Source organism: Allobosea sp. CS1GBMeth4 (genome assembly GCF_900185715.1).
Classification (GTDB): domain Bacteria; phylum Pseudomonadota; class Alphaproteobacteria; order Rhizobiales; family Beijerinckiaceae; genus Allobosea.
Genome location: NZ_FYAS01000026.1, coordinates 1 through 15,911 on the forward strand (window position 1 = coordinate 1; position 15,911 = coordinate 15,911).

At 68.7% G+C, this 15,911-nt stretch carries 18 protein-coding genes; 9 read left to right on the forward strand and 9 right to left on the reverse strand.

All coding sequences use genetic code 11. The features are described from left to right. The first annotated feature begins 426 nt into the window (after positions 1-426). Positions 427-2,460, forward strand: coding sequence for a M23 family metallopeptidase (locus CS1GBM4_RS16465; protein WP_244607263.1), 2,034 nt, complete (start codon positions 427-429; stop codon positions 2,458-2,460). Between the two features lie 24 nt (positions 2,461-2,484). Next, entirely contained in the window at positions 2,485-3,402 is a 918-nt protein-coding gene (locus tag CS1GBM4_RS16470; protein WP_186419830.1) for an AEC family transporter, read from the forward strand. A gap of 36 nt (positions 3,403-3,438) precedes the next feature. Here the strand turns inward: CS1GBM4_RS16470 and gluQRS are convergent, their stop codons facing one another. Further along, complete coding sequence (gene gluQRS / locus CS1GBM4_RS16475; RefSeq protein ID WP_186419831.1) at positions 3,439-4,323, reverse strand: tRNA glutamyl-Q(34) synthetase GluQRS; 885 nt, start codon at positions 4,321-4,323, stop codon at positions 3,439-3,441. A gap of 89 nt (positions 4,324-4,412) precedes the next feature. Between gluQRS and CS1GBM4_RS16480 the strand changes: the two genes are divergently transcribed. Further along, complete coding sequence (locus tag CS1GBM4_RS16480; RefSeq protein WP_186419832.1) at positions 4,413-5,054, forward strand: DNA-3-methyladenine glycosylase 2 family protein; 642 nt, start codon at positions 4,413-4,415, stop codon at positions 5,052-5,054. A gap of 24 nt (positions 5,055-5,078) precedes the next feature. Here the strand turns inward: CS1GBM4_RS16480 and CS1GBM4_RS16485 are convergent, their stop codons facing one another. Then, entirely contained in the window at positions 5,079-5,864 is a 786-nt protein-coding gene (locus CS1GBM4_RS16485; protein ID WP_186419833.1) for an aldolase/citrate lyase family protein, read from the reverse strand. A 135-nt stretch (positions 5,865-5,999) separates the two neighbouring features. Continuing rightward, positions 6,000-6,323, reverse strand: a complete 324-nt coding sequence (locus tag CS1GBM4_RS16490; protein WP_186419834.1) for a DUF1476 domain-containing protein — start codon at positions 6,321-6,323, stop codon at positions 6,000-6,002. A 343-nt stretch (positions 6,324-6,666) separates the two neighbouring features. Here CS1GBM4_RS16490 and purC point away from each other — a divergent pair, with 343 nt between their 5' ends. The 4 genes from purC (at position 6,667) to purQ (ending at position 9,041) form a co-directional block, all read left to right on the forward strand. After that, the gene (gene purC / locus CS1GBM4_RS16495; RefSeq protein WP_280177729.1) at positions 6,667-7,461 is read left to right on the forward strand and encodes a phosphoribosylaminoimidazolesuccinocarboxamide synthase; all 795 of its coding nucleotides are present in this window, start codon (positions 6,667-6,669) and stop codon (positions 7,459-7,461) included. 41 nt (positions 7,462-7,502) lie between these two features. Further along, positions 7,503-8,036 carry a hypothetical protein gene (locus tag CS1GBM4_RS16500; RefSeq protein ID WP_186419836.1) on the forward strand — a complete coding sequence of 178 codons (534 nt, stop codon included), beginning with the start codon at positions 7,503-7,505 and terminating at the stop codon, positions 8,034-8,036. Positions 8,037-8,099: 63 nt separating this feature from the next. Beyond that, a complete protein-coding gene (gene purS / locus CS1GBM4_RS16505; protein ID WP_186419837.1) occupies positions 8,100-8,342 on the forward strand; it encodes a phosphoribosylformylglycinamidine synthase subunit PurS in 243 nt (80 codons plus the stop codon). Between the two features lie 3 nt (positions 8,343-8,345). Beyond that, the gene (gene purQ, locus CS1GBM4_RS16510) at positions 8,346-9,041 is read left to right on the forward strand and encodes a phosphoribosylformylglycinamidine synthase subunit PurQ (protein ID WP_186419838.1); all 696 of its coding nucleotides are present in this window, start codon (positions 8,346-8,348) and stop codon (positions 9,039-9,041) included. 99 nt (positions 9,042-9,140) lie between these two features. Here purQ and CS1GBM4_RS16515 read toward each other — a convergent pair whose 3' ends face one another. The 4 genes from CS1GBM4_RS16515 to CS1GBM4_RS16530 all read right to left on the reverse strand — a co-directional run bounded on the left by CS1GBM4_RS16515 (position 9,141) and on the right by CS1GBM4_RS16530 (position 11,014). Further along, positions 9,141-9,737, reverse strand: a complete 597-nt coding sequence (locus CS1GBM4_RS16515) for a DsbE family thiol:disulfide interchange protein (RefSeq protein ID WP_186419839.1) — start codon at positions 9,735-9,737, stop codon at positions 9,141-9,143. Beyond that, on the reverse strand, positions 9,734-9,904 hold the full coding sequence (gene ccmD / locus CS1GBM4_RS16520; RefSeq protein ID WP_186419840.1) for a heme exporter protein CcmD: 171 nt from the start codon (positions 9,902-9,904) through the stop codon (positions 9,734-9,736). The genes CS1GBM4_RS16515 and ccmD overlap by 4 nt, the downstream gene beginning before the upstream one ends. Beyond that, complete coding sequence (locus tag CS1GBM4_RS16525) at positions 9,904-10,662, reverse strand: heme ABC transporter permease (protein WP_186419841.1); 759 nt, start codon at positions 10,660-10,662, stop codon at positions 9,904-9,906. Before CS1GBM4_RS16525 ends, ccmD begins: the two co-directional genes overlap by 1 nt. A 109-nt stretch (positions 10,663-10,771) precedes the next feature. Continuing rightward, on the reverse strand, positions 10,772-11,014 hold the full coding sequence (locus CS1GBM4_RS16530) for a hypothetical protein (protein WP_186419842.1): 243 nt from the start codon (positions 11,012-11,014) through the stop codon (positions 10,772-10,774). Positions 11,015-11,216: 202 nt separating this feature from the next. Between CS1GBM4_RS16530 and CS1GBM4_RS16535 the strand changes: the two genes are divergently transcribed. After that, entirely contained in the window at positions 11,217-11,444 is a 228-nt protein-coding gene (locus CS1GBM4_RS16535; protein WP_186419843.1) for a hypothetical protein, read from the forward strand. Positions 11,445-11,513: 69 nt separating this feature from the next. Here the strand turns inward: CS1GBM4_RS16535 and ccmB are convergent, their stop codons facing one another. Together ccmB and ccmA are read right to left on the reverse strand one after the other, a co-directional pair. Next, positions 11,514-12,179, reverse strand: a complete 666-nt coding sequence (gene ccmB, locus CS1GBM4_RS16540; RefSeq protein WP_186419844.1) for a heme exporter protein CcmB — start codon at positions 12,177-12,179, stop codon at positions 11,514-11,516. Beyond that, on the reverse strand, positions 12,176-12,796 hold the full coding sequence (ccmA, locus tag CS1GBM4_RS16545) for a heme ABC exporter ATP-binding protein CcmA (protein ID WP_244607264.1): 621 nt from the start codon (positions 12,794-12,796) through the stop codon (positions 12,176-12,178). Before ccmA ends, ccmB begins: the two co-directional genes overlap by 4 nt. Positions 12,797-13,031: 235 nt before the next feature. Between ccmA and acnA the strand changes: the two genes are divergently transcribed. Further along, entirely contained in the window at positions 13,032-15,743 is a 2,712-nt protein-coding gene (acnA, locus tag CS1GBM4_RS16550) for an aconitate hydratase AcnA (RefSeq protein WP_186419845.1), read from the forward strand. The last annotated feature ends 168 nt before the right edge of the window (positions 15,744-15,911 follow it).

Genomic DNA, 15,911 nt, shown 5'->3' on the forward strand with positions numbered 1-15,911 from the left:
GCCGCCGACTTACCAATCGGCCTAAACGCCTAGCGTTCATATGAAGCGCAGTAGAGCGGCCCCGCACACCGGCGGCGCCGTCTCGATGGCCGCGTTATAGGAGGAACCCCCGAACCATGTCAACACGCCAAATGACGATTTTTCGACAGGGCCGCATTTTTTATCCGGCTCGCGATTTCGGGCGGATCGTCCGCTCTCGCCCGGCGCCGATCCCGCCCCGCGCCCGCCTGCGCCGGCTTCGCCCGCAAACAGCCGCAATTCTTTCCCACAGCCGCATCGTCCGCGCCGCGCCCTTCGTCGGAATCCGCCGAGATTGATTCCGGGGTGGGACGCAGGCATGGTTTCTCTCCTATAGAGGAGCCGAGCCGATCTGCGGCATCGACCTCGGCGCCCAGCGGGCGTTTCAATGGATTTGCCAGACGCCCGATGAACGCCCCTCCGGACCTGAGAGCGCCGCATGAGCCGCTGACGCCGGAAGCGACGGCGCTGCTCGTCGATCTCGGGATCGACCCGCCGATCACCCCGACCGGCGCCGCGCCCGCCGGCATGGATCGCCGCGGCGTCTCGCTGCGCTGGCTCGCCGCCTGCCTTCTCGTCGGTTCCTGTGGCGCGGCACTGCTCGGCGGCGCCATTCTCGTCGCCGTGCGCGGCGACACCAGCTTCGTCGAGCGCCCCGAGCCGGTCACGCCGCATCAGACGACCTCGGCCGGGGGCGGCGCCCGCAAGGGCGACAAGCTCGTCGCCGAGCAGCCGATCGCCTCGGCGCGGCACACGCTGCGCGCGCCGATGTCGCAGCGCATCGGCGACCGCGAGGTCATCCGTGTCCGTCCCTTCGTGCGGCTGTCGACCAATCTCTCGCTGACCAGCGGCGTCTATGCCGCCAATATCCCGCCCTTCAATCCGTTGCGGCTGTTTGCCGAGGGCGCCCCCGGCAGCGAGCGCTATGCCGAGCCGGTCACCGAGATGCCGGACGCCGACGTCTCGATCACCAAGCGCGACCTCGCCGATCTGTCGATTGCGCCCGGCAAGGCCAGCCTCACCGACGCCGACGTCGTCAACCAGATGGAGGAGGAGCGCGCCAACCTCGCCGCCGCGGATCGCCGCGCCGCCCTGCCGATCCCGCCGCAGCTGATGCTGAGCCGCACTCTGGCCCAGGGCAACCAGGCCAATGCCGGCGGCGGCCTGCTCTCCTATGCGCCCGCGACCGACACCTCCTTCTCCGGCATCGAGGTCCGCGTCGTGCCCGAGAACGTCACCAACGCCGCCAAGACGCCGATGGCCGCCTCGCGCGAGCCGCTGGTCGAGGAGAAGCTGCTGATCACCCGCCGCGGCGAGAATTTCGAGACGGTGGTGCGCAATGCCGGCGCCAACCGCGATCAGATCGTCTCGATGATCAAGGCGTTCGACGGCCGCGTGAAGGTCTCGGCCCTGCCGGAGGGCCAGGTGCTGCAGGCGCTGTTCGCCCCGGGGCCGCGTCCGGGCGATCCCCGCCAGATCGTCCGCGTCGCATTGCTCGAGAACGGCCGCCCTGCCGCCGCGATCGCGGTCAACGACCGAGGCGCCTTCGTTCCGGTCAACCTGCCGCGGGCCGAGACCGCCGGCCCGCAACAGAAATCGCAGACCGGCGCCGAGGACGAGGAGGACGAGGAGGACGGCGAGGGCGGCACGGGCGCGCGTCTCTACGAGAGCCTCTACGAAACCGGGCTGCGCCACGACCTGCCGCGGCCGCTGATCGACGAGCTCGTCCGGATCTTCTCCTACGATCTCGATTTCCAGCAGCGCGTGCGCGGCGGCGACAATCTCGAAGTCATCTTCACCGACGAGGACGAGGGCGAGCGCGCCGAGATCCTCTCGGCCACCCTGACCGTCGGCGGCGAGTCCCGGCAGGTCTTCCGCTATCAGGCGCCGGAGGACGGGCTGATCGACTATTTCGACGGCGACGGCCGGTCGCTGAAGAAGTTCCTGCTGCGCAAGCCGATCACCGATGCCGAGATGCGCTCGGGCTTCGGCATGCGCTACCATCCGATCATGCGCTATTCGAAGATGCATACCGGCGTCGACTGGGCCAACCGGATCGGCACGCCGATCCTGGCCGCCGGCAACGGCACCGTGATCAAGGCCGAATGGGATTCCGGCTATGGCCGGCGCATCGAGATCCAGCACGCCAACGGCTACGTCACCACCTATTCGCACCAGTCGGCCTTCGCCAAGGGCATCGCGCCCGGCGTCAAGGTCCGCCAGGGCCAGGTGATCGGCTTCCTCGGCTCGACCGGCCTCTCGACCGGGCCGCATCTGCACTACGAGGTCATGGTCAACGGCAACTTCGTCAACCCGATGAAGATCAAGGTGCCGCGCGGCCGCGAGCTCGACGGCAGGGCGCTCGCCGAGTTCAAACGCCAGCGCGACGAGATCCAGGGGCTGATCGAGCGGGCCGGAGGCCAGACCGCGCAGCTGCGCTGACACTCCTTCCGCCCCCCGCGCCAGATGCTCTCCTCCCTGCTCATCGTCCTGCCCGTCTTCGGCCTGATCGCCATCGGCTATGCCGCCCGCTGGCTGAGGCTGCTGCGCGAGACCACCGGCGAGGGGCTCTCCGACTTCGTCTTCGTGCTCGCCGTTCCCTGCCTGCTGTTCAAGACGCTGGCGACCGCGGCGATCCCGCCGGACCAGCCCTGGGGCTACTGGATCTCCTATTTCGCCGGCCTCGCCATCGTCTGGCTGATCGCCCAGCTCGTGGCGCGGCGCCTGTTCGCCCGCAAGGGCCCCGAGCTCGTCGTCTCCGGCTTCGCCGCGGCCCAGTCGAACACCGTCTTCGTCGGCGTGCCGATGATCCTGAAGGCCTATGGCGAGGCCGGCGCCGTTCCGCTCGGCCTGTTGCTCGCGGTGCATCTGCCGGTGACGATGACCGCGGCGACCCTGCTCGCCGAAGGCAGGGGCACCTCGCCCCGCCTGCTGCTCAGGCGCCTGTTCACCCATCCGATCGTCGTCGGCATCCTGCTCGGCAGCGCCGCGCGGCCCTTCGTCGGCCTGGTTCCGACGCCGCTCTGGTCGATCGTCGAGCTGATCGCGGGAGCCGCCGTGCCATGCGCGCTGATCAGCCTCGGCATCGCACTCCGCCGCCACGGCCTCGCCTCCGGCCTCGGCCTGCCGGCGGTGCTGAGCTTCCTCAAGCTCGTCCTGCACCCGCTGATCGTCTTCCTGCTGGCGACCCGGCTCTTCTCCATGCCGATGGCCTGGTCGGGCGTCGCCGTGCTCTTTGCCGCCTGCCCCTGCGGCATCAACGCCTATCTCTTCGCCGAGCGCTACCGGCAGGGCGTCGCCGACGCCTCGAGCGCGATCGCGCTGTCGACGGCGCTCTCGCTGTTCACCACGATCGGCTGGCTGACCTTCCTGGGTGTCGGTTGAAGCCTCGCCCGAAAGCCGTGCCGGTGGGCGAGCGATTCACGTGAAACCGAGCTGCCGCCGGACCGCCTCCGGCGTCGCTCCCTGCGCGCGCAGATCGGCGAGGCTGCGCGACGACCGGCTCTTCGCCAGCTTCTGCCCGCTCTCGTCGCTCAGCAGCGGATGAAAATGATAGCGCGGCGTCAGCAGGCCGAGCAGGCGCTGCAGCAGGACATGGATGTCGGTCGCGGCTTCGAGGTCCCGCCCGCGCACGACATGGCTGACGCCCTGCACGGCGTCGTCGACCACCACCGAGAGGTGATAGCTCGTCGGCACGTCCCGGCGCGCCAGCACCACATCACCCCAGCGCGCCGGCTCGACCGCGACCTCGCGCTCCGCCCCGCTCTCGTCGAACAGCCGGTAGGCCAGCGGCTCTCCCGCCGTTCGCGCCAGCGCGCGATCCATGGCGAGGCGCAGCACATGCGCGTCGCCCGCCTCCCGGCGCCGACGCACCGCGTCGTCGCTCGAGCCCCGGCAGGTTCTGGGATAGAGCGGTGCGCCGTCCGGATCGTGCGGCCAGGGGACGCCGGTCCCGGCCTCGCGCCGGCGCACGGCCGCCTTCACCTCCTGGCGCGAGCAGAAGCAGGGGTAGACCAGCCCCATCGCGTCGAGCCGGTCCAGCGCCCGGCGATATTCCTCGAAATGCTCGGATTGCCGCCGCGGATTAGGCGCAAAGGATATCCCGAGCCAGGCGAGGTCGTCGCGAATCCCTTGTTCGAATTCCGGCCGGCAGCGCGTCAGGTCGATATCCTCGATCCGCAGCAGCAGCCTGCCATGGCAGCGCTTCGCCAGCCGCTCGTTCAGCAGCGCCGAATAGGCGTGCCCGAGATGCAGCCGCCCGTTCGGGCTGGGTGCGAAGCGGAAAACGGGGGAAGACGGGGCCATCACCCCCTGTCTATGGTCGGCCGCGCGCCCCGCCAAGTCCGGCATCCTGACAGAACCCGGAACGGCGCTCGGCGATAGAGCGGACCGACATGCCGACGATCACCTGCACCGCCGATCTCGAACAGGGCATGGCCGCCCTCGCCCGCCTCGACCCGGTCTGGGAGCGGATCATCAGCCGCACCGGCATCCCGCCGTTGCGCCGGCGCGAGGGCGGCTTTCCCAGCCTTGCCTCGATCATCGTCTCGCAGCAGCTCTCGGTGGCGAGCGCCCGCGCCGTCTGGGCGAAGGTCGAGAGCGTGCTCGCGCCGCTGACGCCGGAGCGCATCCTCGCCGCCGGCGACGAGGAGATGCGCCTGTCGGGCCTGTCGCGGCCGAAGCAGAAGACGCTGCGCGCCGTCGCCGCCGCCATCGTCGAGGACCGTCTCGATCTGCGCGCCCTCGAAACCGCGACGCCCGAACTCGTCCACGAGCGGATGACGGCCGTCTCCGGCATCGGCCCCTGGACGGCGGACGTCTATCTCCTGTTCTGCCTCGGCCATCGCGACGGCTTCGCCGCCGGCGACCTCGCGGTCCAGGAAGCGGCCAGGGTCGCCTTCGGCCTGCCGATGCGGCCGAAGGCCGCCGAGCTCTCGGCGCTCGCCGAGGCCTGGCGGCCCTGGCGCGGCGTCGCCGCGCGCCTGCTCTGGGCCTATTACGCCGTGCTGAAGTCGCGCGAGGGCATCAACGCCTGAGATTGCGGAGATGCCGCGGCGGAGTCAGCCCTTGATCACCTTGAGCGCCGCCTGGCTCGCGGCGCGCAACAAACCGGTATCGCTCATCACCGTGACCAGCCGCGCACCCAGCTCGACGCCTTGCCGCGCACGCTCGGCGCTCGCCGCATAGAAGGCGACCGGCTTCCTCACCGCGTCCGCCCGCGCCACGATGTGGCGCAGCGCGTCGTCGACCTCCTTGGCCGAGGCATTGACGGACGCGCCGCCGGACAGCGCGATCGAGAGGTCGGACGGGCCGACGAACAGCGCGTCGATGCCGTCGAGGGCGAGGATGTCGTCGACGATCGCCATCGCCTCCCGCGTCTCGATCATCGCGAAGGTCAGCGAGAAGCCGTTGGCCTGCCTGAGATAGCCGTTCTGGTCGAGCCCCGAGGCACCGAGGCCGCCATAGCTGCCCCAGCTGCGCTCGCCGAGCGGCGGGTACTTGGCATAGGCCGCGAGCCTGCGCGCATCCTCGATCGTGTTGATCATCGGCGCGATCACGCCGGAGGCGCCGGAGTCGAACAGTTTCGAGACGTTCTGGAACTCGCCGACCGGGATGCGCGCCAGCGCCGGCTTGCCGGCCGCGTTGATCAGCGGGATCGCCCGGATCACCTCGCCGAGCGTGATCGGGCCATGCTGCATGTCGAGCGTGACCGCGTCGAAATCCTCCTGCGCCAGGATGGCGGCGATGCTCGGATCGGGGAGCCCGCACCAGGCGGAGAGCAGCGTCTCGCCCCTGGCGAGGCGCTCGGCGAGCGAGGACAGCACAGTCGGCTTGGCGGCGGTCATGGGCGCATTCATCCGGGTTGCCCGCTCTTCACCACTGGCGGGTCCGCCGAGCCTGGACCGAACCGGCGGTGAAACGCAAACGCTGCGGCATGCGCCGCGTTCAGGGGCGCAATGCGGCTGCCGAAGCGGGGACGGTCAGCGCCCGGCCTGGATCTCGTCGGCCGCCTTGATCAGCAGTTCGGTCATCGTCCGGCGGATCTCCTCGTCGGCGACAGTGACGCCGCCCGCGGCGAAGTCGGCCTTGACCTTGCGCAGCACGTCGTCGTCGCCGGCCTCTTCGAAATCGGCCAGGACGACCGATTTGGCATAGGCCTCGGCATCGGCGCCGCCCTTGCCGAGCTTGTCCGCCGCCCACAGGCCGAGCAGCTTGTTGCGCCGGGCCGTCGCCTTGAAGCGCAGTTCCTCGTCATGCGCGAACTTGTTCTCGTAGGCGTCCTTGCGCTGGTCGAAGGTGGTCATCTGGCTCTTGTCCTCTCGGAGCGGCGATCGTGATGCGGCGCGATAGCTGTCTTCGCCATATAGAATGTGAAGGCGAGGCGGGCTAGAGCCCGCGCGGTGCGAGCCGCGCCGAATCCGATCGAGTCGAGCTGCGAAGCCGCGCCCGCGCAGCTTTGTTGCGTTTGCGGCGCGAAGGGCCCATATAGCGCGGGCGTGGCATGCTCCGAGCGAGCGAGGCCCGCATGAACCAGCCGGACCGGCGCGCCAAGATCGAACTCGACAGAGCAACGGGATTGCGCGAGAGCGTGCTGAACAGGGCCATGATCCCGCCGCGGGAGACCGCGTCCAGAGAGAGGCCGACCCTTTGGATTTCCTCAAGCCACGGTATATCCCGATGAACCGCCGCCGTCGCATTTACGAAGGCAAGGCGAAGGTCCTCTATGAAGGGCCCGAGCCCGGAACGCTGATCCAGCATTTCAAGGATGACGCGACCGCCTTCAATGCCAAGAAGCACGAAGTGATCGACGGCAAGGGCGTGCTGAACAACCGCATCTCCGAGCATATCTTCAGCAACCTGAACGATATCGGCGTTCCCACGCATTTCATCCGCCGGCTGAACATGCGCGAGCAGCTGATTCGCGAGGTCGAGATCATTCCGCTCGAGGTCGTGGTCCGCAACGTCGCGGCCGGCTCGCTCTCGACCAAGCTCGGCATCGAGGAGGGCACGCAGCTGCCGCGCTCGATCATCGAGTTCTACTACAAGAACGACGCCCTCGGCGATCCGATGGTGTCGGAAGAGCACATCACCGCCTTCGGCTGGGCGACGCCGCAGGAGATCGACGACATCATGGCGCTCGCCATCCGCGTCAACGATTTCCTCTCCGGCCTCTTCCTCGGCGCCGGCATCCGTCTCGTCGACTTCAAGATGGAATGCGGCCGCCTGTGGGAAGGCGACATGATGCGCATCGTCGTCGCCGACGAGATCAGCCCCGATTCCTGCCGGCTCTGGGACATCCGGTCGAAGGACAAGATGGACAAGGACCGCTTCCGCCGCGACATGGGTGGCCTGATCGAGGCCTATACCGAGGTGGCGCGCCGCCTCGGCATCATGGGCGAGAACGAGAAGCCGGGCCCGACCGGGCCGCGCCTCGTGCAGTGAGCACGGCGGCCTTCGAGACCATGACGACCGGACGGGGGCGCTTGCGCTCCCGTTTGCGTTTGGGCGCGCTCGCGCTCGCCGCCGTGCTGATCGCCGGCTGCGCCGACCATTTCGGACCGGGTCTCGTCCAGCTCGCCGCAGGTCGCGGCTGGGAGCCGCTGCCGATCCGCAACTGGGTCGTCAACGACGGCATCAGCCCGAAGGCGATCGTCTATTGCACGCCGCAGGATTGCCAGCGGCCCGGCGTCGCCGCGCTCCTGACCTTCGAGGGCCGCGAGGCCACCGATATGGCAAGGACGCTCGCGCTCGATCCCGCCAGGCTGGCCCGCGAATTCTCGAAGCGCCCCAAGGCGAAGCAAGCCGGCAAGCCCAAGAGCACCACCACCGTCTCCCGCTTCAGGCAGGACGGCGCCGACGGCATCCTCGTCGAGATCCGCGCCAGGGACGGCGGCCGCCTCGCCGCGACCGCGATCCTCTACGCCCGCAGGGGCGACGCCCTGACCATGGCGATCGCGGTCACCGACGAGGCGCAGGCGGCCAAGGATTTCGCCCGCGCCACCTGGGCGAGCCGCTGAAATGGTTGAGCCATCGCCGATTCACCGCTAAGGCACCCGCATCATCCCGTTCCGGAGATCCCGATGAAAGCCCGCGTCACCGTCACCCTCAAGACCGGCGTGCTCGACCCGCAGGGCAAGGCGATCGAGGGCGCGCTGAAATCGCTCGGCATCGACGGCGTCGGCTCGGTGCGCCAGGGCAAGGTCTTCGACATCGAGCTCGACGGCGCCGACAAGGCCGCGGCCGAAGCGGCGCTGAAGCAGGCCTGCGAGAAGCTGCTGGCGAACACGGTGATCGAGAACTATCGCGTCGAGATCGGAGCCTGACCGATGCGCGCCGCCGTCATCACCTTCCCCGGCTCCAACCGCGACGGCGATGTCGCCAGGGCGCTGCGCCAGGCCGGCGCTGCAGTCGAGCATGTCTGGCATGGCGACTACGAATTGCCGGCCGGCACCGATCTCGTCGTCCTGCCCGGCGGCTTCTCCTATGGCGACTATCTGCGTTGCGGCGCCATCGCCGGCCGCGCCCATATCATGGACGCGACGCGGGCCCATGCGGCGCGCGGCGGCCTCGTGCTCGGCATCTGCAACGGCTTCCAGATCGCCTGCGAGGCCGGCCTCCTGCCGGGCGTGCTCGCCCGCAATGCCGATCTGAAATTCGTCTGCAAGCGCCAGCATCTCAAGGTCGAGCGCGCCGACACCGCCTTCACCTCGGCCTATGCCAGAGGCCAGGTCATCGATGTCTGCATCGCCCATGGCGAGGGCAACTACATCTGCGATGCCGAGACGCTCGCCCGGCTCGAGGGCGAAGGCCTCGTCGCCTTCCGCTATTGTGATGCGGGCGGGAACGTCACCGCCGAAGCCAATCCGAACGGCTCGCTCAACGGCATCGCCGGCATCTACTCGCCGGGACGCAACGTGCTCGGCCTGATGCCGCACCCCGAAAACCTGATCGACGGCCTCGTCGGCGGCACCGACGGGCGCGGCCTGTTCGAGAGCCTGGTGAGCGGCAGGAAGGCGGCCTGAGACATCATCTCCCTCCTCCCCTTGCGGGAGAAGGGTTTTCAGGCGCCTTCTCGTCCCGAGATGGTCGACGCAAGCCCGGCCATGACGCGTCGCGGCGCGTCACTTCACCAGCGCCGCAGCCTTCGCCAGCATTCGCGCCGCCGCCTGCCCGTCGAGCGGGCCGACGTGCTTGTCGAGGATGCGCCCGTCCGGCCCGAGCAGGAAGGTCTCGGGCACGCCGTAGACGCCCCATTCGATCGCGGCGCGGCCGGCGCGATCGACGCCGACGGCGGAGTAGGGATTGCCGAGCGCGCCGAGGAAGCGGCGGGCATTCTCGGCCTCGTCCTTGTAGTTGAAGCCGACGAGCTGGACCTTGCCCTGCTTCACTGCGGCTGAATCCGCCATGGCGACGAGGAAGGGATGTTCGACCCGGCAGGGCGCGCACCAGCTCGCGAAGACGTTGACGATCGTCGCCTTGCCGCTGGCGAGATCGGCCATGCCGAAGGCCGGCACCGGCCGGCCGTCGCGCTGCAGCCCCTCCAGCGGCGTGAGCGCGATCGCCGGCGCCGGCTTGCCGATCAGGGCCGACGGCACCTTGCTGGCGTCGCCCGAGAACAGCCCCACGGCGAAGATCGCCGCCAGGCCCGCGAAGACCGCCAGCGGGATGACGTAAAGCCAGGGCGAGCGCCGTCCCGGCGAGGCGGCGGCCTCGCTCATGGCGCGCTCCCGCCGCGCCGGCCGGCACCGCGCTCCTCGAGCGCGGCCAGTGCCCGCCTCTGCGCGCGCCGGTCGAGCAGGATCGCCGCGGCGAGCCCGGCCAGGATCAGGGCCGTCGCCAGATAGGCGGCGAGGATGAAGCCGCCATGGGGCCCGAGCCCGTCCATCATCGCACCGCCTGCAGCGAAAGCCGATCGAGACGCTCCGCCTCGAAGATCGTCAGCGTCCTGACCCGCCGGCGCAGGATCTCGGCCTGCATGGCGAGAAGGTGCAGCGCCAGCGCCAGCAGGGTGAAGCCGAGCGCCGTCACCAGCAGCGGCCAGAGCATCGAGGGATGGATCGTCGGCCCGCCCATCCGCAGCACCGAGGCCGGCTGGTGCAGCGTGCTCCACCAGTCGACCGAGAACTTGATGATCGGGATGTTGACGCAGCCCACCAGCGTCAGGATGGCGACGGCGCGGCCGGCGCGCGAAGGCTCGTCCAGGGCGCGCCGCAGCGCGATCACGCCGAGATAGATCAGGAACAGCACCAGCACCGAGGTCAGACGCGCATCCCAGACCCAATAGGTCCCCCACATCGGCTTGCCCCAGAACGAGCCGGTGAGCAGGCAGATCAGGGCGAAGCAGGCGCCGATCGGGGCCGCGGCCTGCTGGGCGACGTCGGCGAGCGGGTGGCGCCAGACCAGGACGCCCAGCGCCGAGAGCGTCATCATCGAGTAGAACATCAGCGCCAGCCAGGCGGCCGGCACGTGGATGTACATGATCTTGATGGTCTCGCCCTGCTGATAGTCGGCCGGAGCGACGAACCAGATCAGATAGAAGCCGAAGGCGAGCAGAAGCGCCGCCGCGCCCAGGAGCCAGGGCAGCAGCACGCTCGACAGGCGCATGAAGCGCGCCGGGTTGGCCAGTTCGATGAGGCTCGCCATGAAGGTGGTGGCCGGCTCCGCTCTTCTTTCGACCAGAGAGCATGTAGCAATCGCCGGCCCGGCTCACAATCGGCGCGCGGCCCCTGCGACGCTGAGGCTCGGACCTGAGCTAATCCTTCGCGGACGGCACCTGCTCTTCGGTCCCGATGTTGTCGAGCACGCTGAAGCTGCCGGAGCGGGCGCCATCGGCTGCGACGTCGAAGCCTTCGGCATTCAAGCCTCGCCTGAGCAGTTCTCGCACCGCGGCCGCGCGGCTCGGCATACGCTTGTCGAAGCGCCAGTTTTCGACGGCGCGGAGCTCGTCAGCGCTGAGCATGATCTGTAGACGTTCGCCCCGTTCCAGGTCGGGCATGGCGCGCCTCGTCGAGCTAAGAATGAGTAAGTGACTATATGAGTATCAATTGCTCGATCGCAAGCAGCAGCGGCAGCGGTGGTTCCTTAGCGTCATGCCATTGAGACGTCAGCTGCATATCTTACTAAATATTTGATATTATTTACTTTTTTATTGCGGTGGATGCGCCCTTCGTCTAGTTTGTAAGGCAGGAGGGATTGTCATGCTCATCAAGCTATCCGAACCCATGCGCCGCGACATCGAAGCCACCGTGCGCTCCAAGGTCGGCCAGTCGCGCGTGGTCGACGTCTTCGCCGTCGCCGAGGAGATCCGGCTCCGCTTCGTCGACGACAATGTCGCGCTCGAGGACATCGCCGCCATGGTGGCCCGTCTGGCGTCGAACTCGGGCTGCGCCCTGGAGCTCGACCGCGGCGAGTTGTCCGGGGTCTGACGTCCGCGTCGGTCATCCGGACAAGGCAGAGCCTGTTCCCGTCGCGAGAGCGAGCTCTGTCGTGCGGTGCTAATCCGCCTGGCGCAACGCCGCCGCCGCAGCGATGCAGCCGACCGCAACCGCCACGAGGGACAGCGCAGCCAGGATCAGCAGTGGGCTCTGCAGGGGCATCGGCCCGCGCGCGGCATCGGAGGCCGAGACGCCGAAGATCAGCACCGGCACGCACAGCGGCGCCACCAGGACCGGCAGGATCAGTCCGCCGCGGCGCAGGCTCGCCGTCAGCGCCGCCGCCGCCGCGCCGATGAAACTCAGCGCCGGCGTGCCGAGCAGGAGGCTGGCGGTCAGCGGCAGCACGCTTTCGGCCGGCAGCGCGACCAGCAGCCCGAGCAGCGGCGCGGCGAGCGTCAGCGGCAATCCGGTGGTCAGCCAGTGCGCCAGCGCCTTGGCGAAGACGGCGAGCTCCAGCGGCAGGGGGGCTCCGCGGATCAGGTCGAGCGAGCCGTCCTCCTCGTCGGCCTGGAACAGCCGGTCGAGCCCGATCAGCGTCGCGAGCAGCGCCCCCAGCCAGAGGATCGCCGGGCCGATCCGCGACAGGAGGTTGAGGTCCGGCCCGAGCGCGAACGGGATCAGCACGACGACGGTGAGGAAGAAGACGAGCGCGAGCTCGCCGCCGCCGCCGGCCCGCACCGCCAGGGCGAGATCGCGCCTCAAGATGGCGAGGAAGGCGCTGCTCACGGGCCGATCCTGAGTTCGCGCGCGCCGTCGAGGCCGAGCGGCCCGTGCGTCGCGGCCAGGATCGCGCCGCCCGCCGCCAGATGGGCCTGCATCAATATCGTCAGCATCGCCTGCGAGCCGAGATCGAGCGCCGCCATCGGTTCGTCGAGCAGCCAGATCGGCCGGGCCGCCACCAAGAGCCGCGCCAGCGCCACGCGCCGGCGCTGGCCGGCGGAGAGATAGCCCACCGGCAAGGGGCCGGCATGCGGCAGGCCGACCGTCGCGAGCGCCTCGGCCGGGTCGAGGCCCGGCGCACCGAGAAGCTCCCGGGCGAAGCGCAGGTTCTCCGCCGCCGTCAGCGCGGTCTTGAGACCGTCGCGATGCCCGACCAGATGGGCGGCCTCCGCCAGCGGCGTCTCGCCGAAGCCGTCGAGCCGAATCTCCCCCGCCTCGGGACGCAGGCGCCCGCACAGCATGGCGATCAGGCTCGACTTTCCGGCGCCGTTGCGGCCGGTCAGCGCGATCGCCTCGCCGTTTGCCAGGCGGAAGCCGACGCCGTCGAAGATCGCGCGCCCGCCGCGCCGGCAGGCGAGCCCTTCGGCCGTCAAGGCGAATCTCTGGAACGGAATCTGGGTCACGCCGAGCCTGTCTTGCGAAGCGTCTTAACTCCTCACCCGACGCAGATCGAGCCTGTAGCGGGCTTCTTGGAATTGATCTATAGAGCCGTTGGCTACGCCGCACGCCGATCCGGCGCGGGGCTCGGGCACTCCCGGGGCGGCGTGCGCGTCATGCGCGACAGGCCTTCGACCGGATTCATCCGCAAGGGCGGTCCGGCTCGCGACCGCAACCCCTTGATCAGGATGTAAAGCCCACATGGCCTCGCTCGATTCATTCAAGTGCCGCAAGACGCTGACCGTCGGCACGAAGAAATACGTCTATTACTCGTTGAAGGCGGCCGAGAAGAACGGCCTCGCCGGCATCTCCAGGCTCCCCTTCTCGATGAAGGTGCTGCTCGAGAACCTGCTGCGCTTCGAGGATGGCCGTTCGGTCACCAAGGCCGACATCGAGGCCGTCGCCGCCTGGCTGAACGACAAGGGCAAGGCCGGCAAGGAGATCGGCTTCCGCCCCGCCCGCGTGCTGATGCAGGACTTCACCGGCGTTCCGGCGGTGGTCGACCTCGCCGCCATGCGTGACGGCGTCGTCGCCCTCGGCGGCGATCCCAAGAAGATCAACCCGCTGGTGCCGGTCGACCTCGTCATCGACCACTCGGTCATCGTCGACGAGTTCGGCTCGCCCAAGGCCTTCAAGCAGAACGTCGACCTCGAATACCAGCGCAATGGCGAGCGCTACCGCTTCCTGAAATGGGGCCAGGGCGCCTTCGACAATTTCCGCGTCGTGCCGCCGGGCACCGGCATCTGCCACCAGGTCAACCTGGAATACCTCGCCCAGACCGTCTGGACGGCGAAGGAGAAGGTGAAGAAGGGCAAGAAGACCGAGACGGTCGAGGTCGCCTATCCCGACACCGTGGTCGGCACCGATTCGCACACCACCATGGTCAACGGCCTGTCCGTGCTCGGCTGGGGCGTCGGCGGCATCGAGGCCGAGGCCGCCATGCTCGGCCAGCCGCAGTCGATGCTGCTGCCCGAGGTGATCGGCTTCAAGCTCACCGGCAAGCTCAAGGAAGGCATCACCGCGACCGACCTCGTGCTGACCGTCACCCAGATGCTGCGCAAGAAGGGCGTCGTCGGCAAGTTCGTCGAGTTCTTCGGCCCGGGCCTCTACAATCTGACGCTGGCCGACCGCGCGACCATCGCCAATATGGGCCCCGAATACGGCGCGACCTGCGGCTTCTTCCCGGTCGACGCCGAGACGATCGACTACCTCACCATGACCGCGCGCAAGCAGGCGCGCATCGACCTCGTTGAGAAATATACCAAGGCGCAGGGGCTGTTCGCCACCCGTTCCACGCCCGACCCGGTCTTCACCGACACGCTCGAGCTCGACCTGTCAACCGTGCAGCCCTCGATGGCCGGCCCGAAGCGTCCCGAGGGTCGCGTCGATCTCGGCGCTGTCGCCGCCGGCTTCGCCGCCGCGATGGAGAGCGATTACAAGAAGGCCGCCGAGCTGTCGCGCCGCGTCAAGGTCGAGGGCGAGGCCTTCGATCTCGGCCATGGCGACGTCGTCATCGCCGCGATCACCTCCTGCACCAACACCTCGAACCCCTCGGTGCTGATCGGCGCGGGTCTGCTCGCCCGCAACGCGCTCGCCAAGGGCCTGAAGACCAAGCCCTGGGTCAAGACCTCGCTGGCGCCCGGGTCGCAGGTCGTCGCCGAATATCTCGCCAAGGCCGGCCTGCAGAAGGATCTCGACAAGCTCGGCTTCAACCTGGTCGGCTTCGGCTGCACCACCTGCATCGGCAATTCCGGCCCGCTGCCGGCGCCGATCTCGAAGGCGATCAACGACCAGGGCCTGATCGCCGCCGCCGTGCTCTCCGGCAACCGCAATTTCGAGGGCCGCGTCTCGCCCGACGTGCAGGCGAACTACCTCGCCTCGCCGCCTCTGGTCGTCGCCTATGCGCTCGCGGGGTCCGTCCAGAAGGACCTGACCAGGGAGCCGCTCGGCATGGGCAAGGACGGCAAGCCGGTCTATCTCAAGGACATCTGGCCCTCCAACAAGGAGATCCAGACCTTCATCGCCAAGAACGTCACCCGCGCCATCTTCAAGGCGAAATACGCCGACGTGTTCAAGGGCGACGCCAACTGGCAGAGGGTCAAGGCTCCGACGGGGCAGACCTACGCCTGGGACGACAAGTCGACCTATGTGCAGAACCCGCCCTATTTCCGGGGCATGGGCAAGCAGCCGGCGCCGGTCACCGACATCGTCGGCGCCCGCGTCCTCGGCCTGTTCGGCGACAAGATCACCACCGACCACATCTCGCCGGCCGGCTCGATCAAGGCCGCCTCGCCGGCGGGGGCCTATCTCACTCAGCACGGTGTCGCCGTCGCCGACTTCAACCAGTACGGCACGCGCCGCGGCAATCACGAGGTGATGATGCGCGGCACCTTCGCCAATATCCGCATCCGCAACCACATGATGGGCCCGAACGGGCGCGAGGGCGGCTACACCATCCACTATCCGAGCAAGGAAGAGCTGCCGATCTACGACGCCGCGATGCGCTATCAGGCGGAGAAGGTGCCGCTGGTGATTTTCGCCGGCGTCGAATACGGCAACGGCTCCTCGCGCGACTGGGCGGCGAAGGGCACCAACCTGCTCGGCGTCAAGGCCGTGATCGCCCAGAGCTTCGAGCGCATTCACCGCTCCAACCTGGTCGGCATGGGCGTGGTGCCGTTCACCCTGCAGGAGGGCACGAGCTGGGCCTCGCTCAACCTCAAGGGCGACGAGACGGTGACGATCAAGGGCCTCGCCACGGTCAAGCCGCGGCAGACGCTCGAAGCAGAGATCACCTATGCCGACGGCAAGGTGAAGAAGGTTCCCATCCTCTGCCGCATCGATACGCTGGACGAGCTCGACTACTTCAAGAATGCCGGCATCCTGCACTATGTGCTGCGCGGCATCGCGGCCTGAAGCTCAGCCGCGACGATACTGGAACGCCCGGCTTCAAGCCGGGCGTCTCCGTTTGGCCCCGACGGTTGTCCTATCCCGCAGCGAGGTGTAAGGGGGCGTCACAGCCATCCTCGGCGGGGGGCTTGGGGCAGGCGCGGGGCGAACGCGCCCGGACGCCGTCCGCCATCA